The 26,382-nt window shown below is 73.6% G+C and carries 22 protein-coding genes; 3 read left to right on the top strand and 19 right to left on the bottom strand.

Going from position 1 to position 26,382, the window contains the following annotated elements; genetic code table 11:
* Positions 1–20: 20 nt before the first annotated feature.
* Entirely contained in the window at positions 21–2,885 is a 2,865-nt protein-coding gene (gene uvrA, locus ACFVXN_RS05370; protein ID WP_389228468.1) for an excinuclease ABC subunit UvrA, read from the bottom strand.
* 153 nt (positions 2,886–3,038) lie between these two features.
* Here uvrA and ACFVXN_RS05365 point away from each other — a divergent pair, with 153 nt between their 5' ends.
* Both ACFVXN_RS05365 and ACFVXN_RS05360 read left to right on the top strand, forming a co-directional pair.
* Complete coding sequence (locus ACFVXN_RS05365; protein ID WP_389230473.1) at positions 3,039–4,865, top strand: glycoside hydrolase family 15 protein; 1,827 nt, start codon at positions 3,039–3,041, stop codon at positions 4,863–4,865.
* Between the two features lie 105 nt (positions 4,866–4,970).
* Positions 4,971–6,431 (top strand): DUF4190 domain-containing protein, encoded by a 1,461-nt coding sequence (locus tag ACFVXN_RS05360; protein ID WP_389228465.1) that lies wholly within the window; start codon positions 4,971–4,973, stop codon positions 6,429–6,431.
* Between the two features lie 84 nt (positions 6,432–6,515).
* On the opposite strand, the gene ACFVXN_RS05355 is transcribed toward ACFVXN_RS05360, so the two are convergent.
* Positions 6,516–7,685 carry an acyl-CoA dehydrogenase family protein gene (locus ACFVXN_RS05355; RefSeq protein WP_389228462.1) on the bottom strand — a complete coding sequence of 390 codons (1,170 nt, stop codon included), beginning with the start codon at positions 7,683–7,685 and terminating at the stop codon, positions 6,516–6,518.
* Positions 7,686–7,741: 56 nt separating this feature from the next.
* Here ACFVXN_RS05355 and ACFVXN_RS05350 point away from each other — a divergent pair, with 56 nt between their 5' ends.
* Positions 7,742–8,035 (top strand): YciI family protein, encoded by a 294-nt coding sequence (locus ACFVXN_RS05350; RefSeq protein ID WP_389228459.1) that lies wholly within the window; start codon positions 7,742–7,744, stop codon positions 8,033–8,035.
* 13 nt (positions 8,036–8,048) lie between these two features.
* Here the strand turns inward: ACFVXN_RS05350 and ACFVXN_RS05345 are convergent, their stop codons facing one another.
* The 17 genes from ACFVXN_RS05345 to arc form a co-directional block, all read right to left on the bottom strand.
* Positions 8,049–9,086, bottom strand: coding sequence for a TerC/Alx family metal homeostasis membrane protein (locus tag ACFVXN_RS05345; protein WP_389228456.1), 1,038 nt, complete (start codon positions 9,084–9,086; stop codon positions 8,049–8,051).
* 7 nt (positions 9,087–9,093) lie between these two features.
* Positions 9,094–10,134, bottom strand: a complete 1,041-nt coding sequence (locus ACFVXN_RS05340; protein ID WP_389228453.1) for a TerC family protein — start codon at positions 10,132–10,134, stop codon at positions 9,094–9,096.
* A gap of 213 nt (positions 10,135–10,347) precedes the next feature.
* Complete coding sequence (gene uvrB / locus ACFVXN_RS05335) at positions 10,348–12,450, bottom strand: excinuclease ABC subunit UvrB (RefSeq protein WP_389228450.1); 2,103 nt, start codon at positions 12,448–12,450, stop codon at positions 10,348–10,350.
* A gap of 81 nt (positions 12,451–12,531) precedes the next feature.
* Positions 12,532–12,723: a hypothetical protein gene (locus ACFVXN_RS05330; RefSeq protein WP_389228448.1), complete on the bottom strand. Its 192-nt coding sequence runs from the start codon at positions 12,721–12,723 to the stop codon at positions 12,532–12,534.
* Between the two features lie 81 nt (positions 12,724–12,804).
* Positions 12,805–13,476: a pyroglutamyl-peptidase I gene (pcp, locus tag ACFVXN_RS05325; RefSeq protein WP_389228445.1), complete on the bottom strand. Its 672-nt coding sequence runs from the start codon at positions 13,474–13,476 to the stop codon at positions 12,805–12,807.
* Positions 13,473–14,102, bottom strand: coding sequence for a dephospho-CoA kinase (coaE, locus tag ACFVXN_RS05320; protein ID WP_389228442.1), 630 nt, complete (start codon positions 14,100–14,102; stop codon positions 13,473–13,475). The genes pcp and coaE overlap by 4 nt, the downstream gene beginning before the upstream one ends.
* Positions 14,103–14,159: 57 nt before the next feature.
* Positions 14,160–14,930: an imidazole glycerol phosphate synthase subunit HisF gene (hisF, locus tag ACFVXN_RS05315; RefSeq protein ID WP_389228439.1), complete on the bottom strand. Its 771-nt coding sequence runs from the start codon at positions 14,928–14,930 to the stop codon at positions 14,160–14,162.
* A gap of 2 nt (positions 14,931–14,932) precedes the next feature.
* A complete protein-coding gene (locus tag ACFVXN_RS05310) occupies positions 14,933–15,832 on the bottom strand; it encodes an FKBP-type peptidyl-prolyl cis-trans isomerase (protein WP_389228436.1) in 900 nt (299 codons plus the stop codon).
* 86 nt (positions 15,833–15,918) lie between these two features.
* Positions 15,919–17,280, bottom strand: a complete 1,362-nt coding sequence (pafA, locus tag ACFVXN_RS05305) for a Pup--protein ligase (protein ID WP_389228433.1) — start codon at positions 17,278–17,280, stop codon at positions 15,919–15,921.
* A 10-nt stretch (positions 17,281–17,290) separates the two neighbouring features.
* Positions 17,291–18,016 (bottom strand): proteasome subunit alpha, encoded by a 726-nt coding sequence (gene prcA / locus ACFVXN_RS05300; RefSeq protein ID WP_389228430.1) that lies wholly within the window; start codon positions 18,014–18,016, stop codon positions 17,291–17,293.
* A complete protein-coding gene (gene prcB, locus ACFVXN_RS05295; RefSeq protein WP_389228427.1) occupies positions 18,013–18,873 on the bottom strand; it encodes a proteasome subunit beta in 861 nt (286 codons plus the stop codon). Before prcB ends, prcA begins: the two co-directional genes overlap by 4 nt.
* Positions 18,874–18,876: 3 nt before the next feature.
* Entirely contained in the window at positions 18,877–19,071 is a 195-nt protein-coding gene (locus ACFVXN_RS05290; RefSeq protein ID WP_389228424.1) for a ubiquitin-like protein Pup, read from the bottom strand.
* Between the two features lie 122 nt (positions 19,072–19,193).
* Entirely contained in the window at positions 19,194–20,816 is a 1,623-nt protein-coding gene (gene dop, locus ACFVXN_RS05285; RefSeq protein WP_389228421.1) for a depupylase/deamidase Dop, read from the bottom strand.
* A 445-nt stretch (positions 20,817–21,261) separates the two neighbouring features.
* The gene (locus ACFVXN_RS05280) at positions 21,262–23,124 is read right to left on the bottom strand and encodes a carbohydrate-binding domain-containing protein (protein WP_389228418.1); all 1,863 of its coding nucleotides are present in this window, start codon (positions 23,122–23,124) and stop codon (positions 21,262–21,264) included.
* 26 nt (positions 23,125–23,150) lie between these two features.
* Complete coding sequence (locus ACFVXN_RS05275; RefSeq protein WP_389228415.1) at positions 23,151–23,918, bottom strand: VTC domain-containing protein; 768 nt, start codon at positions 23,916–23,918, stop codon at positions 23,151–23,153.
* A complete protein-coding gene (locus ACFVXN_RS05270; RefSeq protein ID WP_389228413.1) occupies positions 23,915–24,529 on the bottom strand; it encodes a DUF4956 domain-containing protein in 615 nt (204 codons plus the stop codon). The genes ACFVXN_RS05275 and ACFVXN_RS05270 overlap by 4 nt, the downstream gene beginning before the upstream one ends.
* Before the next feature lie 142 nt (positions 24,530–24,671).
* Complete coding sequence (gene arc / locus ACFVXN_RS05265; protein ID WP_389228410.1) at positions 24,672–26,300, bottom strand: proteasome ATPase; 1,629 nt, start codon at positions 26,298–26,300, stop codon at positions 24,672–24,674.
* Between the last annotated feature and the right edge of the window lie 82 nt (positions 26,301–26,382).

Here is a 26,382-nt window from a genome sequence, read left to right as displayed (position 1 = left end):
GCCCGCCGACCGACGCGGGGTCAGGCGCTCACGCGCTCCTGGGCGGGGTCGTCGAGCACCTCGGCGAGGAACGTGCCGGTGTGGCTGGCCGCGACCCGCGCGATCTGCTCCGGCGTGCCCTGCGCGACGACCGTGCCGCCACCGGAGCCGCCCTCGGGCCCCATGTCGATGACCCAGTCGGCGTTCTTGATGACGTCGAGGTTGTGCTCGATGACGATGACGCTGTTGCCCTTGTCGACCAGGCCCTGGAGCACGCCGAGGAGCTTGCGGATGTCCTCGAAGTGCAGCCCGGTGGTCGGCTCGTCCAGCACGTAGACCGTGCGCCCGGTGGAGCGGCGCTGCAGCTCGGTCGCGAGCTTGACGCGCTGCGCCTCGCCGCCGGACAGGGTCGGCGCCGGCTGGCCGAGCCGCACGTACCCGAGGCCGACGTCGACGAGCGTGGTCAGGTGCCGGGCGATGGCGGGCACCGCGGCGAAGAACTCCGCGGCCTCCTCGATCGGCATGTCCAGCACCTCGGCGACGGTCTTGCCCTTGAAGTGCACCTCGAGCGTCTCGCGGTTGTAGCGCGCGCCGTGGCAGACCTCGCAGGGGACGTAGACGTCCGGCAGGAAGTTCATCTCGATCTTCAGGGTGCCGTCGCCCGAGCACGCCTCGCAGCGTCCGCCCTTGACGTTGAACGAGAACCGCCCGGCGGTGTAGCCGCGGACCTTGGCCTCGGTGGTCTCCGCGAACAGCTTGCGGATCCGGTCCCACACGCCCGTGTACGTCGCGGGGTTGGACCGCGGGGTGCGGCCGATCGGGCCCTGGTCGACGTGCACGACCTTGTCGAGCTGGTCGAGGCCGGTGATCCGCTTGTGCCGGCCGGCCACGCGGCGGGCGCCGTTCAGCTCGTTGGCCATCACGGTGTAGAGGATTGAGTTCACCAGCGTGGACTTGCCGGAGCCGGAGACGCCGGTGACCGCGGTGAACGTGCCGAGCGGGAACGAGACGTCCACGTTCTGCAGGTTGTGCTCGCGGGCGCCGTGCACGGTGACCTGGCGCTTCTTGTCGACCTTGCGGCGCTTCGCGGGCATCGGGATCTGCCGACGCCCCGACAGGTACGCGCCCGTCACGGACTCGCGGGAGTCGAGCAGGCCCTGCAGGTCGCCGGAGTGCACGACCCGCCCGCCGTGCTCGCCGGCGCCCGGGCCCACGTCGACGATCCAGTCCGCGGTGCGGATGGTGTCCTCGTCGTGCTCGACGACGATCAGCGTGTTGCCGAGGTCCCGCAGCCGGGTGAGCGTGTCGATGAGGCGGCGGTTGTCGCGCTGGTGCAGGCCGATGCTCGGCTCGTCCAGCACGTAGAGCACGCCGACCAGGCCGGAGCCGATCTGCGTGGCGAGCCGGATGCGCTGGGCCTCGCCGCCGGACAGCGTGCCGGCGGCCCGCATCAGCGACAGGTAGTCGAGGCCGACGTCGAGCAGGAAGCCGAGGCGGGCCTGGATCTCCTTGAGCACCTGCTCCGCGATCTGCCGCTCGCGCACGCCGAGCTCGAGCGTGTCGAGGAAGTCGCGGGCCTCGCGGATCGGCAGCGCGCAGACGTCGGCGATGGACTTGCCGCCGACCAGCACGGCCAGCACCTCGGGCTTGAGGCGGGTGCCCTCGCACACGGGGCACGGCACCTCGCGCATGAAGGCCTCGTACTTCTCCTTGCTCCACTCGGAGTCGGTCTCCGCGTGGCGGCGCTCGAGGAACGTGATGACGCCCTCGAACCCGGTGGAGTACTGCCGCTCACGGCCCCAGCGGTTCTTGTACTTGACGTGCACCTTGTGGTTCTCGCCGTGCAGCACGGCGAGCTTCGCCCGCTCCGGCAGGGCGCGCCACGGCACGTCCATCGAGAAGCCGAGGTCGTCGGCCAGCGCGGTGAGCACCCGCTCGAAGTACTCCGAGGAGATCTGGGCCCACGGCGCCACGGCCCCGTCGCGCAGCGACAGGTCCTCGTCGGGGACGATCAGCTCGGGGTCGACCTCGAGGCGCGAGCCGAGCCCCGTGCACTCGGGGCAGGCGCCGTACGGGGCGTTGAACGAGAACGTCCGGGGCTCGATCTCCTCCAGCGTGAGCTGGTGGTCGTTCGGGCACGCGCGGTTCTCGGAGAACCGGCGCTCGCGCTCCGGGTCGTCCGCGTCGGCGTCGACCATCTCGACCACGAGCAGGCCGCCGGCGAGCCCGAGCGCGGTCTCCACGGAGTCGGTCAGCCGGCGCTGCACGCCCTCGCGGGCGACCAGGCGGTCGACGACGACCTCGATGTCGTGCTTGAGCTTCTTCTCGAGCGTCGGCGGCTCGGCCAGCTGGACGACCTCGCCGTCCACGCGGGCACGGGCGAAGCCCTTGGCCTGGAGCTCCTTGAACAGGTCGGCGTACTCGCCCTTGCGGCCGCGGACCACCGGCGCGAGCACCTGGTACCGGGTGCCCTCGGGCAGCTCGAGCAGCCGGTCGACGATCTGCTGCGGCGTCTGCGCGGTCACGCGCTCACCGCACACCGGGCAGTGCTGCGTCCCCGCGCGGGCGAACAGCAGGCGCAGGTAGTCGTAGACCTCGGTGATGGTGCCGACCGTCGACCGCGGGTTGCGGTTGGTCGACTTCTGGTCGATCGACACCGCGGGCGACAGGCCCTCGATGAAGTCGACGTCGGGCTTGTCCATCTGGCCGAGGAACTGCCGCGCGTACGCGGACAGCGACTCGACGTACCGCCGCTGCCCCTCCGCGAAGATCGTGTCGAAGGCCAGCGACGACTTGCCGGACCCGGACAACCCCGTGAAGACGATGAGCCTGTCCCGGGGCAGATCCAGGTCGACGTTGCGCAGGTTGTGCTCGCGGGCCCCCTGGACCACCAGTCGATCGTTCACGCGCGCCATGCTACGGCCGACCACCGACAGGCGCACATGTGTTCGAACGGTGCGCACCGCCCGGCGGACGCGCACGAGAGGTCGCCCATGCGGCGGCACGGCTGGTCACCGCATGATGAGGCGGTGACCGCACCGTCCGCGTCCCCGCCGTCCGTGACGCAGCCCACGCCCCCGCCCACGACGGGAGCCGGCCCGGCGCCCACCCCCATCGGCGACTACGCCGTCCTGGGTGACGGCCGCACCGCCGCGCTCGTGTCCCGCGCCGGGTCGGTGGACTGGCTCTGCCCGTCGCGGTTCGACTCCCCCGCGTGCTTCGCCGCGCTGCTCGGGCGCCCGGAGCACGGCCGCTGGCTGCTGGCGGTCGAGGACGCGACCCGCGTGACGCGCCGGTACCTCGGCGACTCGTTCGTGCTCGAGACGACGGTGGAGACGCCCACGGGCACGGCGGTGCTGCTCGACGCGATGCCGCTGGGCGACGACCGCTGCGACCTGGTCCGCCGGGTGACCGCGACCCGCGGCACCGTGCGCGTCCGGCACGAGTGGGTGGTCCGGTTCGGGTACGGCCGGGTCGAGCCGTGGGTGCACCGGGTGCGGGACCCCGACGGCGTCGAGGTCATCCGCGCCGTGGCGGGCCCGGACAGCGTCGTGCTGCGCGGCGACCGGCTGCCCCGCCCGCACGGTCGCGCGCACACCGACGCCTTCACGCTGGACGAGGGCGGGTCCGTCGAGCTGGCCCAGACCTGGGTGCCGTCCTGGCAGCCGGTGCCGCGGGCGCCGCGGGGCGCGCACCGGATCGAGGCCACCGAGGAGCGCTGGGGCCGGTGGGCACGCGCGTCCCGGTACACGGGCACGTACCGCGACGCGGTGGTGCGGTCGCTGCTGGTGCTGCGGCTGCTCACCGACGAGCAGACCGGCGGGATCGTCGCGGCGGCCACCACCTCCCTGCCCGAGGACCCGGGCGGCGAGCGGAACTGGGACTACCGGTACTGCTGGCTGCGCGACGCGGCCATGACGCTCGAGGCGCTGCTCGAGCACGGCTACCGCGACGAGGCGCAGGCGTGGCGGCAGTGGCTGCTGCGCGCGGTCGCGGGCGACCCCGCGGACATCCAGATCATGTACGGCGTCGACGGCAGCCGGGACCTGCCCGAGCGCACCCTCGACCACCTGCCCGGGTACGCGGGCTCGCGGCCGGTGCGGGTCGGCAACGCGGCGGTCGGCCAGGTGCAGAACGACGTGCTCGGGGAGGTGATGGCCGCCCTGCACCTCGCCCGGGCCGCGGGCGTCGCCGAGGGCGCCGACTCGTGGTCGTTGCAGCGGCACCTCGTCGACCACCTCTGCCGGACCTGGCGCAGCCCCGACAGCGGCATCTGGGAGGTCCGCGGCGAGCCCCGGCACTTCACGCACTCGAAGGTGATGGCCTGGGTCGCGTTCGACCGCGCGGTGCGCGCCGTCGAGGAGCACGGGCTGCCCGGCCCCGTCGAGCGCTGGCGCGCGGAGCGGGACGCCGTGCACGCCGACGTCCTGGCGCACGGCTGGGACGCCGACCGGGGCACGTTCGTGCAGCACTACGGCGCCACGCACACGGACGCGTCGCTGCTGCAGCTGGTGCTGGTCGGGTTCCTGCCGGCCGACGACCCGCGGCTCGTCAGCACCGTGGCGGCGGTGCGCGCGGAGCTCGAGGTCGCCCCCGGTCTGCTGCTGCGCTACCGGACGGACCGCACCGACGACGGGCTGCGCGGCACGGAGCACCCGTTCCTCGCCTGCACCGGGTGGCTGGCCGACGCGCTCGCGCGGCAGGGGGACGTCGCGGGGTCCACGCAGGTGCTGGACGTGCTCACCGGACTGGCCACCGACGTCGGCCTGCTCGCGGAGGAGTACGACCCGACGACCCGGCAGATGGTCGGCAACCTGCCGCAGGCGCTGTCCCACCTCGCGCTGGTGCGGGCGGTGCAGAGCCACGACGCCGCCACGGACGGGTGACGCGGCGCCCCGGACGGCCCTGACCGGTATGGACGCATCCGTCCGGCGTTGACCGCTTCTGCCATAGTGACGCACAGGATCTGCACATCACGCGAAGGGACATCCATGTCGAACGACGGCACCGCCACGCCGGAGCCCGGCCAGGAGCCGGACGGCGCCGCGCGGCCCGCCCCGGACCAGGGCACCGAGCCGCCCGCCGCCCCGGCGCCCTCCGGGTACGAGGCCACCGGCGCCGGCGGCCCCGCGCCCTCCGGCTACGAGGTGCCCTCGAGCACCACGCCGACCGAGGCGTACCCGACGCAGGACGCCCCCACGCAGGCGTTCCCGCGCACGGGCGACACCCCGACGCAGGCGTACCCCACCGCGGGGTACCCGAGCCCCGGCCAGCCCACGGGCTCCGCCGGTTGGCCGAGCCCCGGCGAGCCCGCGCCGTCCTCCTCGGGTCAGCCCGGTCCGGGCCAGCCGTGGGCGCCGCAGCCCGCGCCGGGCCAGCCCGCCGCCGGCCAGCCGTGGGCGCCGCAGCCCGCCCCGGGCGCCACGCCCGCCGCCTCCGACGCCGACCAGCCCGCGAGCAGCCCGTACGGCGCCCCCGCGGCGGACGCGTCCGCCGGCACCGGCCCGCAGGGCTACCCGCAGCCCGGCACGTCCCAGCCCGGCAGCCCCCAGCCCGGCGGCTACGGCCAGGGCGGCGGCTACCCGCCTCCCGGCACGCCCTACGGCGCCGCCCCGTACTCCCCCGGCCAGTACCCCGGCCCGCCGCCCGCGTCGACCACGGACGGGGTGTCGATCGCGGCGCTCGTCACCGGCATCCTCGGCATGGGTCTGATCCCGATCGTCCTGGGCGTCCTCGGCCTGCGCCGCACCAAGCAGAACGGCACCCAGGGCAGGGGCTTCGCGATCGCGGGCATCGTGCTCGGCGGCCTGGCGATCCTCGCCACCATCGGGCTCACGGTCGCGATCATCCTCGGCATCTCGGCGGCGAACGACCGCATCGACGACCTGCGCGACAGCTGCGCGTCGGGCGACATGGCGGCGTGCGACGACCTGTACCGCACCTCGGACGTCGGTTCCGACGAGGAGGAGTTCGGCCTGACCTGCGGTGGCCGCACCGACGGGACCGTGTCCTGCACCGGCCTCGAGGACGGCTTCACGTACGGCGACAACGCCGAGCTGGACACGCTGTGGGACGCCTGCGAGGGCGGCGACGGCGCGGCGTGCGACGAGCTGTACTCCTCCGCCCCCGGCGGCTCCGAGTACGAGGAGTTCGGCCGCACCTGCGCCGGCACCTCGGACGGCACGACGTACTGCGACTCGGGCCTCACCGAGGACCCGGCGACCGAGGACCCGGGCACCGAGGACTCCGGCACCGCGACGGGCGACGGCTACGGCACCGACCCCGAGCTGGACGTGATGTGGGACGCCTGCGCCGCCGGCGACGGCCTCGCCTGCGACAACCTGTACTGGGAGTCCCCGGCCGGCTCGGCCTACGAGGACTTCGGCAGCACCTGCGGCAACCGGGTCGAGTTCACGGCCAGCTGCGAGGAGGAGCTCGCCGCGGCGGGCTGATCCCCGAGCACGGCACCGCAGCACGCCACGACGCAGGCCCCGGGACGCACCGTCCCGGGGCCTGCGTCATGCCGGACGCGCCGGTCAGTCGGCGAGCGGTCCCAGCCACGCGGTCGCGACGGTCCCGTGCGCGGACTCGTCGTCGGACGGGTGGAACATCCCGGCGAGCACGTCGCGGTACAGCCGGCCGAGCTCGTTCCCCGCGAAGTAGGTCCCGCCGCCGGACGCCCGCACGGCCTTGTCGACGACGTCCCGCGCCGTCTCGGTGGCGCGCACCTTGAGCCCGACGAGCAGGCTGAACCAGCGCGCGCCGTGGTCGGCCTGCTCGTCCACGTCCCGGGCCAACGACCACACCTGCGGCTCGATGCCGTCCTGCGCGATCGCCGCGGACGCCACCCGCCAGCGGATGTCCGGGTCCTGCGCGTAGGGCCGGCCGTCGTGCTTCAGGGACGTCCGCCGGTGCACCGCCGCGACCGCGAGCTCCAGCGCGCGCCGGCCGATGCCCGTGTAGACCGCGGCGAGCAGCACCTCGAACACCGCGAACAGCGCGAACACGTACGGGTCCGCGCTCGGGCCGGGCGGCAGCGCGCGGACCACCCGGTCGGCGGGGGCGTACGCGCCGTCGAGCACGGTGGTGCAGCTCTGCGTGGCGCGCATGCCGAGGGTGTCCCAGTCGTCCTTCGACGTCGCGCCGCCGTCCGACCGCGCCACCACGGCGTGCACCAGCCGCGGTCCGTCGGGGTGGTCCGCGTCGAGCCCGAACGTCGCCAGGCGCGTCCACACCGGCGACAGCGAGGTGAAGATCTTCGTCCCGTAGAACCGGTAGCCGCCGTCGTCCTGCCGCTCGGCGCGGGTCCGCGAACCGAACATCACCAGGTCGTTGCCGGCCTCCGAGTTGCCGAACGCGTACACCTCGCCCGCGGTCGCGTCCCGGAGCACCGTCTCCAGCGAGTCGTCGCCGCGGGCGGCGAGCACCGCGGCCATGCCGGTCACGACGAGGTGCATGTTCACCGCCAGCGCGGTGGCCGGGGCCGCGCCTGCGAGCCGGACCTGCTCGCGGGCGACCTCCTCCAGCGACAGGCCCGCACCGCCGAGACGCTCCGGGACGAACGCCGTCAGGTAGCCGAGCGCCCGCAGGTCCGCGAGGTCCTCGTGCGGGAACGTGTTCTCGCGGTCGTGGACGGGGGCGCGCTCGGCGATCCGGGCGAGCACCTCGTCGGTCAGCAGCGTGCGGCGGGAGGACGTGACGGTCATGCGGCCACTCTCCCACCGCACCCGGCCAGCGCGCGTCGTCCGGCATGATGGCGCGCATGCCCACCTACGCCGTCCGGTACACCTACGACCAGCGCGCCGACCTCCAGGCCGAGGTCCGCCCCGAGCACCGCGACTACCTCACCGGGGTCGCCGCGCGCGGCCTCCTGCTGGGGTCGGGCCCGTTCGCCGACGGGGCACCCGGCGCCCTGCTGGTGTTCGACGTCCCGGACCGGGGCACCCTCGACGCGCTGCTCGCGGACGACCCGTTCGCGCGCGCCGGCGTGATCGCCGACGTCGAGGTGCGGCCGTGGACGCTCGTCATCGGCCCCTGGGCCGGTACCGCGGGCTGACGGGCCCGAGCCCTCAGGGGCGGCGGGCGTCGACCTCGTCGGCGCGCCCGGCCTCGGCCGGCGCCCGTCGCTCGTCCCGGCGGGACGCCGCGATGCTGGTCACCGCCGTGACGCCCAGCGTCACCACGATCACCGCGAGCGAGACCCACGACGGCAGCTCCGGCGCCCACTCGACGGACTCGCCGCCGTTGAGGAACGGCAGCGTGTTCTCGTGCAGGGCCTGGAGCACGAGCTTCACGCCGATGAACCCGAGCAGCACGCCGAGCCCGATGTTGAGGTAGCGCAGCCGGGTCAGCAGGCCGCCGAGCAGGAAGTACAGCTGCCGCAGGCCCATCAGCGCGAACACGTTCGCCATCAGGACCAGGTACGGCTCCTGCGTGAGGCCGAACACCGCGGGGATCGAGTCGAACGCGAACAGCAGGTCCGTCGCCCCGATGGCCACGAGCACGAGCAGCATCGGCGTGACGTGCCGGCGGCCGTCGACCTGCGCGGTGAGGCGGACGCCGTGGTAGCCGTCCGTCGTCGGCAGGAACCGCTGGACGACGCGCACGAGGGCCGGCGGGCGGTAGTCCTCGCCGGACTCCTCGTCCTCGCCGACGCCCTCGCGCGCGACCTTCACGGCCGTCCACACCAGGAACGCGCCGAACAGGTAGAACACCCAGCTGAAGCTCGCGATCACCGCGGCGCCCGCGGCGATGAACGCCCCGCGGAACACCAGCGCCAGGATGATCCCGATCAGCAGGGCCGTCTGCTGGTACTGCCGCGGCACCGCGAACCGGCTCATGATGAGCAGGAACACGAACAGGTTGTCGACCGACAGCGAGTACTCGGTGAGCCACCCCGCGACGAACTCCCCCGCGGGGTCGGCCCCCCACACCGCCCAGACGACGACGGCGAACGCCACCGCCAGCCCGATGTAGACCCCGAGGTACCGCAGGCACTCCGAGGTCGAGGGGATGTGCGGTCGCCGGCCCACCACCGCGACGTCCACGATCAGGACGGCGGCGGCGAGGCCGAGCGACACGCACCAGACGAGGGGTGAGACGTCCACGTGCGGGTCAGTGCTCCTTGGTGCCTGCCGGCTCCTCGGTCGCGGTCACGGCGGGAGCGGCATCGCTGTCGCGGCGCGTCTTCGCGAGGCTCGCGACAGTCGCCACGGTCAGGGTACCCAGGATCACGAGGAGCGAGAGCCAGGTGGGAATCTCGGGCGCCCACTCGATGTGCTCGCCGCCGTTGATGAACGGGAGCTCGTTCTCGTGCATCGCGTGCAGCACGAGCTTGATGCCGATGAACGCGAGGATGAAGGCCAGGCCCTTGTTGAGGTACACCAGGCGCTCCAGCAGGCCGCCGATCAGGAAGTAGAGCTGCCGCAGGCCGAGCAGGGCGAACGCGTTCGCGGTGAAGACGATGTACGGCTCCTGCGTGAGGCCGTAGATCGCGGGGATCGAGTCGAGCGCGAACAGGATGTCCGTGGCGCCGATCGCGACCATGACGACGAGCATCGGGGTGATGAACCGCTTGCCGTCGATCTTCGTGGTGAGGCGGTCGCCGTGGTACTCCTCGACCGTCGGGACGGCCTTCTTCAGCAGCCGGACGGCCAGGCCGTCCTTCTTCTCGTCGGCGTGCTGGACCTCGTCGGCCTGGTGCTTCTCCCGGGCGAGCTTGATGCCGGTGTAGACCAGGAACGCGCCGAAGATGTAGAAGACCCAGGACCAGCGCTCGATCGCCGCGGCGCCCGCGAGGATGAAGACGGTGCGCAGCACCAGCGCGATGACGACGCCGACCAGCAGCACCTTCTGCTGGAACTCCCGGGGGACCGCGAACTTCGTCATGATGATGAGGAAGACGAAGAGGTTGTCGACGGACAGGCTCTTCTCCGTCACGTACCCCGCGAAGTACTCGGTGCCGTGGTCCCAGCCCCAGACCATGCCGAGCCCGATGCCGAAGACGATCGCGAGCACGATGTAGACCGCCGACCAGGTCGCGGCCTCCCGGAACGACGGGGCGTGCGGGGTGCGGACGTGCGCGAAGAAGTCGAAGACGATCATCCCGATGATCGCGACGGCTGTCGCGATCCAGACCCACAGGTCGACGGACATAGGTGTTCCTCCGGTACAGGCGAAAATGAAGACGACTGAGAACCGGAGGTCTCTCCCACCCGGACGACCGGGCCGACGCTCCCGGGTCGACTGCGTCGGCGACCGTGTTGACGGGGGGCGTCGTGTCGGGATACTCCCCTCCACTGCGAGCGCAACTATAGGACATGAGTCCCAGAGGTGCTGACCGGCGCTCGCCCACCGGTGCCGGGCCGGTCAGGCGGTCGCGGCCTGCATCTGCCGCAGCTCCTTCTTCAGGCCCGAGATCTCGTCGCGGAGCCGGGCGGCGAGTTCGAACTGGAGCTCCCCCGCGGCGGCGTGCATCTGGTCGCTGAGCTCCTGGATCAGCTCCGCGAGCTCGCCCGCGGCCGCGCCGACCAGCTTGGTCCGGGCGGTCGCCGGGCCCTTCGAGCCCAGGCCCGGGACGGGTGCCTTGCCGCGGCTCGACTGCCGGCCGTTGCCGCCGAGCAGCTCGGCGGTGTCGGCGTCCTCGCGGGCCAGCAGGTCGGTGATGTCGCCGATCTTCTTGCGCAGCGGCTGCGGGTCGATACCGCGCTCGGTGTTGTACGCGACCTGCTTCTCCCGGCGGCGCGAGGTCTCCTCGATCGCCATCTGCATCGCGGGCGTGATCTTGTCCGCGTACATGTGCACCTGGCCGGAGACGTTGCGGGCCGCGCGCCCGATCGTCTGGATCAGCGACTTGCCGGACCGCAGGAAGCCCTCCTTGTCCGCGTCGAGGATCGCCACGAGCGACACCTCCGGGAGGTCGAGGCCCTCGCGCAGCAGGTTGATGCCGACCAGCACGTCGTACTCGCCCATCCGCAGCTCGCGCAGCAGCTCGACGCGGCGCAGCGTGTCCACCTCGGAGTGCAGGTAGCGGACGCGGACGCCCTTCTCGAGGAAGTAGTCGGTGAGGTCCTCCGCCATCTTCTTGGTCAGGGTCGTCACCAGGACGCGCTCGTCACGCTCCACGCGGGTGCGGATCTCGTCCAGGAGGTCGTCGATCTGCCCCTTGGTCGGCTTGACGACGATCTCGGGGTCGACCAGGCCGGTCGGGCGGATGATCTGCTCGACCACGCCGTCCGACACCGCGAGCTCGTAGTCGCCGGGCGTCGCCGACAGGTAGACGGTCTGGCCGATCCGCTCGACGAACTCCTCCCAGCGCAGGGGCCGGTTGTCCATCGCGCTCGGCAGCCGGAACCCGAAGTCGACGAGGTTCCGCTTGCGGGACATGTCGCCCTCGAACATCGCGCCGATCTGCGGGACCGTCACGTGCGACTCGTCGATGACGAGCAGGAAGTCCTCGGGGAAGTAGTCGAGCAGCGTGTTGGGCGCGGTGCCCGGCTCGCGGCCGTCGATGTGCCGCGAGTAGTTCTCGATCCCGGAGCAGGAGCCGATCTGCCGCATCATCTCGATGTCGTAGGTCGTGCGCATCCGCAGCCGCTGCGCCTCGAGCAGCTTGTTCTGCCGCTCCAGGTCCTTCAGCCGCTCCTCGAGCTCGTGCTCGATGCCGGCGATCGCGCGCTCCATGCGCTCGGGCCCCGCGACGTAGTGCGTCGCCGGGAACACGTGCACCTGCTTCTCGTTGCGCACGACGTCACCGGTCAGCGGGTGCAGCGTCTGGATGGCCTCGATCTCGTCGCCGAAGAACTCGACCCGGATCGCGAGCTCCTCGTAGACCGGGATGATCTCGACGGTGTCGCCGCGGACCCGGAACGTGCCGCGGGTGAACGCCATGTCGTTGCGGCTGTACTGCATCGACACGAACTGGCGCAGCAGCTGGTCGCGGTCCACCTGGTCGCCCACGTCGAGCGTCACCATCCGGTCGACGTACTCCTGCGGCGTGCCCAGGCCGTAGATGCAGGACACCGACGCCACCACGACCACGTCGCGCCGGGTCAGCAGCGAGGACGTCGCCGAGTGCCGAAGCCGCTCGACCTCGTCGTTGATCGAGGAGTCCTTCTCGATGAAGGTGTCCGTCTGCGCGATGTACGCCTCGGGCTGGTAGTAGTCGTAGTACGACACGAAGTACTCGACCGCGTTGTTGGGCAGCAGCTCGCGGAACTCGTTCGCGAGCTGCGCCGCGAGGGTCTTGTTCGGGGCCATCACCAGCGTCGGGCGCTGCAGCTGCTCGATCAGCCAGGCCGTCGTCGCCGACTTGCCGGTGCCCGTCGCGCCCAGCAGCGTGACGTCCTTCTCCCCCGCCTGGATCCGCTTCTTGAGGTCGGCGATCGCCGTCGGCTGGTCGCCCGAGGGGGTGTACTCGGACACCACCTCGAACGGGGCGACGGTGCGCTGCAGGTCGGTCACGGGACGCATGCGTCCACCGTACGTCCCGGGTCTGACACGCGCGGCGGGAGGGGTAGCGGGTTCGCGCAGGGCGTGGCCCGACGGGCCGGGTCACCCGAACTCGACCCGAGCGGGAACATGCAGCTCGACGAGTCGCCCCGACGCGTCGATCGACGACGGCTGAACCTGGTAGGCCCTGCTGACCCAGTGGAGCTCACGCGCGTCGCACGCCTCCGCACGGGTGTCCTCGTCCGCGTCGGGCTCGTGGTGCACGAGGTAGCCGGGCACCACCAGCCGAGCCACCCCGGGTCCGGGGGAACCGAGAGAGAAGTCCGTACCGGGCGGCTCGCGCCTCGTGTCCGCACGCGGTCCGGCAGGGCGGCGTCAGGCCAGCGTGCCCGCCGCCACCCGGACGTCGACCGTGGTCCGCAGGGCGGCCCGCAGCACCGCGGCCACGCCGGCGGCGGACGCCGTCACGTCGAGCGACGGTGTGCCGGCGGGTACCTGCTCCGGGAGGCGCGGGACGTGCACGAACCCGCCCCGCGCACCCGCCGGACCGCCCGCACCGCCGGGCCCGCTGGCGCCGAGCTGCTCGGCCAGCGCGTACGCGACGGTGTTGCACACGTACGTCCCGGCGGTGTTCGACACCTCGCCGGGGACGCCCGCGGCCTGCACCGCGGCGAGGCATGCCTTGACCGGCAGGCCCGACAGGTGCGCGACCGGGCCGCCGGGGACGACCGGCTCGTCGACCGGCTGCGCCCCGTCCTCGTCGGGGATCCGCGCGTCCTGGACGTTCACCGCGACACGCTCGACGCCGACCGCCGACCGGCCGCCGGCCTCGCCGACGCAGACGACCAGGTCGGGCCGGACCTGCGCGAGCAGGTCGGCGAGCCGGCGCGGGGCCCGGGCGAAGGACACCGGCAGCAGCGCCGTGACCAGGGCCGCACCCTCCACCTCCGCGGACCAGCCGGCGGCGACCGCGCGGACGGCGGCCCAGGACGCGTTGACCTCCTGCTGCTCGAACGGCTCGAACCCGGTGAGGAGCACCGTCGTCACGGGGTGTCGACCTCCTGCTCGTCGTGGCGCTCGGCGGCGAGCCGGTCCCAGAGCGCGTCGACCTCGGCCCGCAGGCCCTCCGGGTCGCCGGAGCCGTCCAGGACGACGTCGGCGGCGGCGAGCCGGTCGGCGTCGGACGCCTGCGCGGCGATCCGGCGCTCGGCCTCGGCGCGGTCGAGGCCGCGGGTACGCACCAGCCGCTCGACGCGCAGCAGCGCGGGGGCGTCGACGACCACGACCACGTGGAACGCGTCCGCGCGTCCGGTCTCGACGAGCAGCGGGATGTCGTGCACCACGACGGCGCCCGGGTCGGCCGCCGCGGCCGCCGCCTCGCGCTCGGCCGCCAGGCGCCGGACGACGGGGTGCACGATCGAGTTGAGGCGCTCGCGCGCGGACGGGTCGGCGAACACCACGGCGCCGAGGCGCGGCCGGTCGAGGACGCCGTCGGCCGTCAGCACCTCGGGCCCGAACGCCTCCACGACCTCCGCGAGCCCCGCGGAGCCCGGGGCGACCGCCTCCCGCGACAGGACGTCGTAGTCGATCAGGACGGCACCGCGCTCCGCCAGCCGCTGCGCGGCCACCGACTTGCCCGCCGCGATCCCGCCGGTCAGTCCGATGCGCTGCATCACCCCATCGTGCCGTGCGGGAGCGCCGACGTCACGCGCCGGACCGCGCGACCCGGGTCAGCGGACGACGTGCCCCCGGGCGCGCAGGTGGTCCTTGACCTGACCGATGGTCAGGGTGCCGAAGTGGAAGACGCTCGCGGCGAGCACCGCGTCGGCGCCCGCGTCGGCGGCCTCGGCGAAGTGCTCGGGCGTGCCCGCGCCGCCGCTGGCGATCAGCGGGATGCGGACCTCGCGGCGCACGTCGCGCAGCATGGCGAGGTCGAAGCCGGCCGTGGTGCCGTCGGCGTCCATCGAGTTGAGCAGGATCTCCCCGGCGCCGAGCTCGGCGGCGCGGACCGCCCACGCGACGGCGTCGATGCCCGTGCCGCGACGGCCGCCGTGGGTCGTGACCTCGTAGCCCGAGTCGGTGCGGGTGTCGCCGGTGACGCGGCGCGCGTCGACGGACAGCGTGAGGACCTGGCTGCCGAACCGGTGCGCGATCTCGGAGATCAGCTCCGGCCGGGCGATGGCCGCCGTGTTGACTCCGACCTTGTCCGCGCCGGCCCGCAGCAGGCGGTCGACGTCGTCGGCGGACCGGACGCCGCCGCCGACGGTCAACGGGACGAACACCTGCTCGGCGGTCCGGCGGACGACGTCGTAGGTGGTCTCCCGGTCGCCGGAGGACGCCGACACGTCGAGGAACGTCACCTCGTCGGCGCCCTCGCGGTCGTACCGGCGGGCGAGCTCGACGGGGTCGCCCGCGTCCCGCAGGTTCTCGAAGTTCACGCCCTTGACGACGCGCCCGGCGTCGACGTCCAGGCACGGGACCACGCGCAGCGCGACGGACACCGCTACTCCCCCTCGGGTGCGTCGGTGGCCGCGGGCTCGGCCGCGGTCGCGGCACCCCGGGTGGCCAGCAGGTCGATGACGAACACGATGGTCTGGCCCGCGAGCTCCTCGCTCTGCGTGGCGCCCAGGGCGTACGACGGCGGGACGACGACCATCACCTGGCTGCCCACGGACTGCTCGACGAGCGCCTCCGACCACGCGGGCACGTCGTCCAGCGCGAAGGTCGTCGGGCTGCCCCCGGTCCAGGTGGAGTCGAACGCCTCCCCCGAGGACCAGACGAAGCCGGTGTACTGCACGGTGATGACGTCGCCCTCGGCGACCTGGGTCCCGGTGCCGCGCACGAGCGGCTGCACCACGAGGTCGGACGGCGGCTCGGTGCCGGTGGGCGCGATCGACGGCGCGCCGGAGTCGTCCAGCGTCACCGCCGGCATCCCCTCGCGCGGTGCGACGGGCTCGCCGGACGCGCGCACCGGCAGCACGTCGAGCACCGTCACGGTCGGGTAGGACGAGGCGTTCGCGTCGGACGCGGGGCTGATCTGCAGCAGACGCGCGCCCACCTTCTGGCCGGACAGCGTGGCGTACAGGTCCTTGCCGAGGTCCTCCTCGGTGAGCATCCGCGGCGTCGGGCTGGACGTGAACGACTCCTTGACGAGCGACGCGTCGGACGCGTCCTCCAGCCAGAAGTCGAGCAGCACGGGCCGGCCGTCGACGAGCTCGGGGCCGGTGCCCTCCCACACCGTCTCGTGCACGGCCTCGGACACCCGCAGGGGTGTCGGGTAGGTCACGGTCGGCGGCTGCCCCGCCTCGCCGGAGACCACGACCTCCGGTGGCGCGGGGTCGGGGGTGGAGCACCCCACGAGCAGCAGCGCGGCTGCGGCGCACGCGGCCACGAGACGTCGCACATCGATCCTTCCGAGGGGCCTGCAGATTCCGCCGCCCACTGTACGGGCCCCGCCCGTGCGGTCCGGACGCCCGCGGCGCCCGACCGTCACATGGACTCGATCAGGCGCTCCACCCGCTCGTCGACGTTCCGGAACGGGTCCTTGCACAGCACCGTGCGCTGCGCCTGGTCGTTGAGCTTGAGGTGCACCCAGTCGACCGTGTAGTCACGGCGCGCCTCCTGGGCGGCCTGGACGAACTCGCCGCGCAGCTTGGCGCGCGTGGTCTGCGGCGGCACGGACGTCGCCTCGAACACCTCGACGTCGGTGGTCACCCGGTCGACCAGGCCACGCTGCGCCAGCAGGTTGTACAGGCCCTCGGTGCGCGAGATGTCGTGGTACGCCAGGTCCATCCGCGCCACGCGCACGTCGGACAGGTCGAGGTCGTGCTTCGCGCGGTACCGCTCGATCAGCCGGTGCTTGATGACCCAGTCGAGCTCGCGCTCCACGAGCGACAGGTTCCCGGTGCGCAGCGCCCGCAGCCCGCGCTCCCACAGGTCGAGCACCCGCGCGAGCTGCGGCTCGGGGTCGGTCTCCGCCCGCACGAAGTCCTGGACCCGGCCCAGGTACTCCTCCTGGAGGTCGACCGCCGTCACCGTGCGCCCGGTCGCGAGCGTCACCGGGTGGGTCCCCGTGATGTCGTGGCTGATCTCCCGGATCGCGCGGATCGGGTTCTCGAGCGTGAGGTCGCGCATCGGCAGGCCCGCCTCGACCAGCCGCAGCACCAGGTCGGTGCTGCCGACCTTGAGCATGGTGGTGGTCTCGGACATCGAGGAGTCGCCGACGATCACGTGCAGCCGGCGGTAGTGCTCGGCGTCGGCGTGCGGCTCGTCGCGGGTGTTGATGATCGGCCGGGACCGCGTGGTCGCGGACGACACCGACTCCCAGATGTGGTCGGCGCGCTGCGACAGGCAGTAGACCGCCCCGCGCGGCGTCGTGAGCACCTTGCCCGCGCCGGTGAGCACCTGCCGGGTGATGAGGAACGGCACCAGCACGTCCGACAGCCGCGCGAAGTCGCCCTGCCGGCGCACGAGGTAGTTCTCGTGGCAGCCGTAGGAGTTGCCCGCGGAGTCGGTGTTGTTCTTGAACAGGTGGATCCGCCCCGACAGGCCCTCGTGCTCCAGCCGCTGCTGGGCGTCGGCGACCAGGCCCTCGAGGATCCGCTCCCCCGCGCGGTCGTGCGTCACCAGCTGGCGCCAGTCGTCGCACTCCGCGGTCGCGTACTCCGGGTGCGAGCCCACGTCGAGGTAGAGCCGCGAGCCGTTCCGCAGGAACACGTTGGACGAGCGCCCCCACGCGACGACCTTGCGGAACAGGTACCGCGCGACCTCGTCGGCGGACAGGCCGCGCCCGTCCTCGGCGGCGCAGGTCACCCCGTACTCGGTCTCGAGCCCGAAGATCCGACGGTCCATCTGGTCCTCCTCAGGACGGGTCGGGCGCGACGGCCTGGCCCAGCAGGTCCTCCAGGACGACGCCGGACAGGCGCCGGAACGCCCGGCGCGGCCGCGTGCGGTCCAGGACCGCGACCTCGAGCTGGGCGGCGGGGATCACGCGGCGGTCGTCCTCGTCGGAGCCCGCGCCCGGTGTCCCGAGGGCCCGCACCGCGAGGGCCAGCACCTCGGCGAGCGGCATCCCCGGCGCCCACGCACCCGCGATCTCCTCGCGCAGCCGGTCCGACTGCCCGCCCAGCACGACGAACCCGCGCTCGTCGGCCACGGAGCCGTCGTACTGCAGCCGGTAGATCTGATCGGTCGCCGGGTCGGGCCCGACCTCCGCGACCACGAGCTCGACCTCGAGCGGCTTGGACTCCGTGGTGAACACCGTGCCGAGCGTCTGCGCGTACGCGTTCGCCAGGCCGCGGGCGTTCACGTCCCGCCTGTCGTAGGAGTACCCGCGCAGGTCCGCGTACCGGACGCCGGCGACCCGCAGGTTCTCGAACTCGTTGTACTTGCCGACCGCGGCGAAGGCGATCCGGTCGTAGATCTCCGAGACCTTGTGCAGCGCGCGCGACGGGTTCTCGGTCGCGAACGCGATGCCGTCGTCGTACGCGATGACGACGACCGACCGGCCGCGGGCGATGCCCTTGCGCGCGTAGTCGGCCCGGTCCTTCATCAGCTGCTCGGGCGAGACGTAGAACGGCATGCTCATGCGCGGTCCTCCTCCCGCCGGGCGCGGGCGTGCTGGGCGTCGCGGTCCGCGGCGACGCGGTCGACGACCTCACCGAGCGCGTCCTGGCCGACCCGCAGGTAGCCCGCGGCGGTCACGGTCGCGACGACAGGCCAGATGTGGCGGGACCGGTCCGGCCCGCCGGTCGCGGAGTCGTCGTCCGCGGCGTCGACGAGGGCCTCGACGGCCACCCGCACCGCGGCGTCGGCGTCCAGACCCGGCTGCCACAGCTTCTTCAGCGAGCCGCGGGCGAACACCGAGCCCGAGCCGACCGAGTGGTGCTGGTGCTCCTCGTACCGGCCGCCGGTGACGTCGTAGGAGAAGATCCGGCCCGCGCCGCGGTCGAGGTCGTAGCCCGCGAACAGCGGCACGACCGCCAGGCCCTGCATCGCGAGTCCGAGGTTGCCGCGGATCATCGTCGACAGGCGGTTGGCCTTGCCGTCGAGCGACAGCAGGGCGCCCTCGATCTTCTCGTAGTGCTCGAGCTCGAGCTGGAACAGCCGGACGAGCTCGACGGCGAGCCCCGCGGTGCCGGCGATGCCGACGGCGGAGTGGTCGTCGGCCGGGAACACCTTCTCGATGTCCCGGGACGCGATCTGCGAGCCCATCGTGGCGCGCCGGTCGCCCGCCATGACCACGCCGCCGTCGAACGTCAGCGCGACGATCGTCGTGGCGTGCGGTGCGGCGCCGGCCAGGGCGTCACCCGCGGGCAGCGGTGCGCGCCGCCCGGGCAGCAGGTCGGGGGCGTGCTGGGCGAGGAAGTCGACGAAGGACGACGACCCGGGCGTGGTGAACGCCCCGGGCAGCCGCCCCGCCGAGGTCAGCGGGTCCGTCGGCACGCGTCACTGCCCGCCCTTCTGCACGAAGCCGCGCACGAACTGCTCGGCGTTCGTCTCGAGCACGTCGTCGATCTCCTCGAGCAGCGCGTCGACGTCGGCGTCGCGCTGCTGGGCGGCCGCGGCCACCTGCTCGACGTCCGGGCCGTCGACCGGCTCGTCGTCCTCGCGACGGTCCTGCGCGCGTTCCTGACCAGCCATGTCCACCTCCGCCGGACGTACGGGCGCGGGTCCGCCGCTCGCGCGGGGCCCGCCGGTGCACCCACCCTAGGCCCTGCTCGGCGGGGGTTCCCGGGAGGCGCGGCGCGCGGCGTCCGGCGAGGTCAGGCCCCGAGCGCGTCGAGCAGCGCCCGGACGTCCGGCGCGTCGTCCAGCAGGCGGGCGACGTGCGCCTTCGTGCCGCGCAGCGGGTCGCGCATCGGCACGCGCTGCAGGGTCGGCGCGCCGGGCACGTCGAAGACCACCGAGTCCCAGCTCGCCGCCGACACGTGCGCGCCGAACCGGGCGATCGTCCGACCGCGGAAGTACGCGCGGGTGTCCTCCGGCGGCGTCGTGACGGCCTCCTGCACCGCCTCGTCGGACACCAGCCGCTCCACCGCGCCCGCCGCGACCAGGCGGTGGTACAGGCCGCGCTCCGGGCGGACGTCCGACCACTGCAGGTCGACCGCGGCCAGGCGCGGGTGGTCCCAGTCGAGGCCGTCGCGGCGGCGCATCCCCTCCAGCAGGCGCAGCTTGGCCAGCCACTCGACCTCCCGCGCGCACGACGCCGGGTCGGTCGCGAGCCGGTCCAGCAGCGACGCCCACCGGGTCAGCACGTCCGTGGTCTGCGGGTCCGGGTCGTGGTCGCCGGCGCCGTCGTGCCCGGTGAGGGCCAGCGCGTCGCGGACCGCCGCCAGGTACTCCTGCTGGACCTCCAGCGCGGTCAGGCGCCGGCCGTCGGCGAGCGGCAGCCGCTCGGTCATCGTCAGGTCGTGGCTGACGACGTGCACCGCCCGCACCGGGTCGGCGAGCTCCAGCCGGTCCAGCGCGGCACCCAGGCCCGGGGCCTCCCCCGCGGCGATCCGCTCGATCAGCCAGAGCACCAGCGACGTGGTGCCGAGCTTGAGGTAGGTCGCGACCTCGAGCAGGTTCGCGTCGCCGATGATGACGTGCAGCCGGCGCCAGCGGTCCGGGTCCGCGTGCGGCTCGTCGCGGGTGTTGACGATCGGGCGGCGCAGGGTCGTCTCCAGCCCGACCTCCGCCTCCATGTAGTCGGCGCGCTGGGAGAGCTGGAACCCCGCGCCCTCGCCGCGCTGGCCCAGACCGACGCGGCCCGCCCCCGTGAACACCTGCCGGGTCACCAGGAACGGGGTGAGCCGTGACGCGAGGTCCGCGAACGGGACCGCCCGGTCGACGAGGTAGTTCTCGTGCGTGCCGTACGTCGCGCCCTTGCCGTCGACGTTGTTCTTGTACAGCGCCACGTCCGGCAGCGCGGGGGTCGACGCCAGCGCCCGCACCGACGCGAGCATCACCAGCTCCCCCGCCCGGTCCCAGCGCACGGCGTCCAGCGGGTTCGTGACCTCCGGCGCCGCGTACTCCGGGTGTGCGTGGTCGACGTACAGGCGGGCGCCGTTGGTCAGGATCACGTTCGCGGCGCCCGGGTCCTCGTACTCCTCGGCGAGCGAGCGGGCGACGGGCTGCGGGCCGTCACCGGACGGGGCGGGCCGAGCGGGGTCGTCGGTCAGCAGCGACGGGTGCGCGGCCGCCCGCTGCAGGTGGAACCCGCGGGCGTCCTGCAGCGGGTCCTCGTCGTCGTAGTCCCAGCGCGCCTTCGCCCGCCCCCCGGCCCGCGCCGCCGCGTGCACGGCGACGACGTGGCTGGACAGGAGCATCGGGTTCGCCGTCGGGCGCCCCGGCTGCAGCACGCCGTACTCGGTCTCGATCCCCATCACCCGGCGCACGCTCACGCCAGCCACCCTAAGTCCGCCCCGCCCCGCCCCGCGCCGCCCCGCGCCGCCCGCGCCACCCCGCGCCACCCGGACCGCCGCCCCTTCAGCCCGGCCCCTTCAGCCCCGCCCCTTCAGCCCGGCCCCTTCAGCCCCGAGTGGATCCACCCGGTGCGACGCGCCGGGGTGTGTCGACGCGAATCGTCCACACGGTCGCCGAGTGGATCCACCCGGCGACCGTGGTGCGGACCGGGGAGGTCGGTCGGGGTCGGTCGGGTCGGGTCAGGCCTCGGCGTCGGGGGCGGTGCCCGGGTCCCCGCCCCTCCAGCCCCGAGTGGATCCACCCGGGGCGACGCGCCGGGGTGTGTCGACGCGAATCGTCCACACGGTCGCCGAGTGGATCCACCCGGCGACCGGGGGCGACCGGGGGGCGGCCGGGGCGGCCGGGGAGGCGGGGCGGGCCGGGTCAGGCCTCGGGGTCGGGGGCGGTGCCCGGGCCGCCCGGCATGCCGCCGCCCTGGCCCGCGCCGGGGCGACCGCCGCCCACGCCGCCGCCCGTGCCGCCGGTGTGCTCGCCCGCGGTGACGGTCGCGACCGTCGTGCCGCCGGTGGCGTCGCCGCCCGCGGTGTACCCGGCGAACGCCTCGCCCGACGGCGCGGCCCCGGACACCACGGTGTACGTGTCCCCGGCGGTGATCCCTGCCGCGGACACCACCAGCGAGGTGATCGGCTTCGTCGGGGTGAGGGTCGCGACGACCGTGCCGTCCGCGTCGACGACGGCGAGGGTCGTGCCGGCCGCCTGGGCCGTGTCGAACGTCGCCGACACCCAGCCCTGGCCGTCGGTGCCGGGGGCCACGGCCATGCCGGAGGACCCGGCCGCGACCAGGGTGCCGCCGGTGACCGTGAGCGTGCCATCCACGTCGAGCGCGCCGTTGCCGTCGTCGGTCGGGCCGTTCACGACGACCGTGCCGCCGGACATCGTGAGCGTGCCGTTGGCGTCCAGGCCGTCGCCGCCCGCGTCCACGGCGAGCGTGCCGCCGGTGATGGTGAGCGTCGCGGTGCCGGCGGTCCCGCCCTGCGGGCCGGCCCAGTCGCCCTGCGCGTCCTCGGTCGATCCCGTCGCGCTGCTCGCGGCGTTCACGCCGTCGTCGGACGCGACCACCGTGACGTCGCCGCCCGCGAGGGTGATCGCCTCGGCCTCCAGGCCCTCGTACGACGTGGTGACGTCGAGGCTGCCGCCCACGACGTCCAGGGCCACGTCGCCGTGCACCCCGTCGTCGCCGGACGCGAGGATCAGGTCGCCGTCGGTGACGGAGACGATCCCGTTGGAGTGCAGGGCGTCGTCGGCCGCGTCCACCGTGACCGTGCCGCCGCCGACCACGACCGCGACGCCGCCCTTGACGCCCTTGGACGACACGTCCGCGACCGGCTCGGTGCCGCTGCCGCCGCCCGCGGTGACGTCGAGGGTGCCGCCCGTGACGACGACGTCGGTCTCGGCGTCGATCCCGTCCCCGGTCGCGGTGAGGGTGACGTCGCCGCCGGAGACGACCACGAAGCCCTTCGCCGCGTCGTCGGCCTCGTCGGACTTCAGCGCGTCGCCGCCGGCGGTGACGTCCAGCGTCCCGCCGGAGACCACGAGGTAGTCCTTGCCACGCACGCCGTCGTCCACGGCGTCGACCGTGATCGTGCCGGACTCGATCACCAGTCCGTCCTTGGACGTGATGCCGTCGTTCGCGTTCCCGGTGACGGTGAGCGCGCCGTCGCCGGTGATCGTCAGGTCCGCGGCGCTGAACAGGGCGGCGTTCGGCTCGTCCTCGCCGTCGGAGGCGTACGTCACGGCGTCGGTCAGGGAGTTCCGGGAGCCGTCGGCCAGCTCGACGACCGCCGAGCCCGCCGACGCGATCACCAGCGGTGCGCCGGTGGACGAGGTGACGTCGACCCCGTCCAGGACGAGGTGGACGACCTCGTCGCCGGCGTCGACCACCACCTGGCCGTCGTCGAGGGTGCCGGTGAGCGTGTAGGTGCCGCCGGCGGTGATCGTCACGGTCGACCCGTCGACGGTGACGCCCGCGGCGTCCGTCGTGGCGGTGCCGCCGTCGAGCGTGATCGTGCCGGTCGCCGCGCCGGCGTCCGCCACGGTGTGCACCTCGGCGTCGGCCGCGAGCACCTCCTCGGCCGTCGCGCCGGCGGCGACGTCGGTGGCGGTGGTGCTGGTGGTCGTGGCCGACGTGCCGGTGGATGTGCCGGCGACGGCGTCCACCCCGCAGCCGGTGAGCAGCAGGCCGATCAGGACGGCGGGGACGGCGAGGACGGGACGGGGACGACGCATGGGGTGCCTCCAGGGGGTGGGACGGGTCAGGGGGTGAGGGTGCGGCGGACCGTGCGGCGCCAGGGGCGGCCGCCGAGCGTCGGGTCGAGGACCACGAGGCCGGTCGCGTACTTGGAGATGCGGCTCGGCCGGTGGCCGAGGGCCCAGAGCGCGCGGTCGGCGACCGACGCCCCGGTGACGGACTTCGTCTCGACGACGGCGTGCAGCGGGACGGCTGCGCTCGACGTCGCGCCGAGCCACTCGAGCCCGGTGTCGATCGTCAGTCGGGCGCCGTCCGGCAGGTGCAGGGTCCGACGGCGGTACTGCGTGGTCAGCGTCGGTCGGAGCTCCGCGTCCGGCCCGCCCGGCAGCTCGACGCCCTGCCGGTGCAGGGTGTCGACGACGAAGCCGAGCGCGTCGCCGACGCGGGCCCGGTCGGCCACGGCGTGCTCGCGGCGGTCCTTGACGGTGGTGCCGCGCGACCCGCGGGTCTTGACCTCCAGCCAGCAGCCGCCGGTGTCCCGGTAGGTGCGGGTGCGGACCTTGTACCGGCGCCGCCGCCGGCCGGCCGCGAGGTGGAACGCCGCCAGGTCGGGGGTGTCGAAGTACACCGACTCGTACCCGAACGCGTCGCGCCCGTCGATGACGAGGCGGCGGGTGCCGTCCGGCAGCGCGGCGAGCAGGTCCAGGACGGCGGCGCGCGGCAGCACGTACTTGCGGTCGACGCGGGTCTGCAGCGCCGCGGTGGCGAGCAGCTCGTCGAGGCCGACCGCGGGCAGGGGGGCCAGCGCGGGCGCGAGGTCGACGGCGGTCAACGGGCGACCCGGACCAGCTCGGCGTGCTCGACCGCCACCCCCGCCAGCGGGTCGGCGGCGGCGGGACGCGCCCGCTCGGCGTACCGGACGTCGACGACCGTGGTGTCGTCCACCAGGTCGAGGCGCTGGACCGTCGCGCTGTGCACCCGGCCGCCGAGCAGCTGCTCGAGGTGCGCGACCAGGGCGGCGTGGTCGCCGAACGCCCGGTCCACCACGACGACCTGCTGCCGGTACCGGCTGAGCAGCCGCGGGTGGTCGCCCACCAGCAGCGCCACCAGGATCAGGGCCATCAGCGCGAGCGCGGTCACGCCCAGGCTGCTGCCGAGCCCGCCGATCAGCCCGAGCGCCAGCGCCGCGAAGTAGTACGCGACCTCGCGCTGGTCGATCTCGGAGGACCGCAGCCGGATGATCGACAGCACGCCGAACAGACCGAGGCCGAGGCCCGCGCCCACGGTGCTCGCGGACAGGGCCCCCGCGACGGCGAGGACGCCGACGTTCACGCCGAGGAACGCGACCACGAGGTCGCGTCGGCGGTGCCGGGGGAAGTACAGGGCGAAGGTCAGGACGCCGATGGCGACGAGGTCGGCGGCGAACAGGGCAGCGGCAGGCATGGGCACCTCGCGGGTCGGGGATGAACGCCCGGTGAACCGGGTACGACCATCAAGCCGCCCGCCGCTGTGCGGTCCCTGTGCGGGGCGCCAGCGCGAGGTGTGGGTCTTCAGGTACTGCCCCGGGCTAGAGGTACTGCCCGGGCTAGAGGTACTGCCCCGTGCTCTGCACGTTCTCGATCCGGCGCGAGGCCTCCTCGCCCTTCTTGTCCTGGACGATCGTGCGGATGAACACGATGCGCTCCCCCTTCTTGCCGGAGATGCGCGCCCAGTCGTCGGGGTTGGTGGTGTTCGGCAGGTCCTCGTTCTCCTTGAACTCGTCCACGCACGCGGTGAGCAGGTGCTCCACCCGCAGACCGCGCCGTCCGGTGGCGAGCAGGTCCTTGATCGCGGACTTCTTGGCGCGGTCGACGACGTTCTGGATCATCGCGCCCGAGTTGAAGTCCTTGAAGAACAGGATCTCCTTGTCGCCGCTCGCGTAGGTGACCTCGAGGAACCGGTTCTCGTCGTCCTCGGAGTACATCCGCTCCACCGAGCGCGCGATCATCGCGTCGACCGCCGCCTGCGCGGAGCCGTGGTGCTCCGCGAGGTCGTCGTCGTGGATCGGCAGGTCCGGGGTCAGGTACTTCGCGAAGATCTCGCGGGCGCCCTCGGCGTCGGGCCGCTCGATCTTGATCTTCACGTCCAGCCGGCCCGGGCGCAGGATCGCGGGGTCGATCATGTCCTCGCGGTTCGACGCGCCGATGACGATGACGTTCTCCAGGCGCTCCACGCCGTCGATCTCCGCCAGCAGCTGCGGCACGATCGTGGTCTCCACGTCGCTGGACACACCCGTCCCGCGGGTGCGGAACAGCGACTCCATCTCGTCGAAGAACACGACGACCGGGTGGCCCTGCGAGGCCTTCTCCCGGGCGCGGGCGAAGATCAGCCGGATGTGCCGCTCGGTCTCCCCGACGTACTTGTTCAGCAGCTCGGGGCCCTTGACGTTGAGGAAGTAGGACTTCGCGTCGGCGACGTCCTCGCCGCGGGCGCGCGCCGACGTCTCGGCCAGGGAGTGCGCGACCGCCTTGGCGATCAGCGTCTTGCCGCAGCCGGGCGGGCCGTACAGCAGGACGCCCTTCGGCGGCTTGAGCCCGTGCTCCCGGAACAGGTCCGGGTGCAGGAACGGCAGCTCGACGGCGTCCCGGATCGCCTCGATCTGCGGGCCGAGCCCGCCGATGTCGGCGTAGTCGATGTCCGGCACCTCCTCGAGCACGAGGTCCTCGACCTCGGCCCGCGGCACCCGCTCGAACACGAACCCGCTGCGCGCCTCGACGGTCAGCGCGTCGCCGACCCGGACCGTGCCGTCGAGCAGCTGCCCGGCGAGCCGCACCACGCGCTCCTCGTCGCCGCGGCCGACCACCAGCGCGCGGTCCCGGCCGAGCAGCTCCTTGACCGTGACGAGCTCGCCGACCTGCTCGTACCCGCCGGCCTCGACGACTGTCAGCGCCTCGTTGAGCATGACCTCCTGGCCGGGGCGCAGCCGCGCGACGTCGACCGCGGGGCTCGTGCCCACGTGCATCTTGCGCCCGGCGGACACGACGTCCACCGTGCCGTCGTCGCGCCCGCGCAGGAACGTCGCGAACGTGCCCGGGGGCTTCGCGAGCTCGTCGATCTGGCGCTTGAGCTCGATGATCTGGTCCCGCGCGGCCACCAGGGCGTCGGACATGCGCTCGTTCTTGGCGGCCAGCAGCGCGAGCTCACGCTGCAGGTCACGGGCTGTCGGTTCCGTCATCGCGGCACCTCCGATCGCGGGTGGACCCCACAGCGCTGTGCGGCTCTTCGTGGTGCGACCCTAACCACACGTGTCAATCGGA

The organism is Cellulomonas sp. NPDC058312 (genome assembly GCF_042880135.1).
GTDB lineage: Bacteria > Actinomycetota > Actinomycetes > Actinomycetales > Cellulomonadaceae > Cellulomonas.
This window is presented reverse-complemented; position numbering and strand designations above follow the sequence as displayed.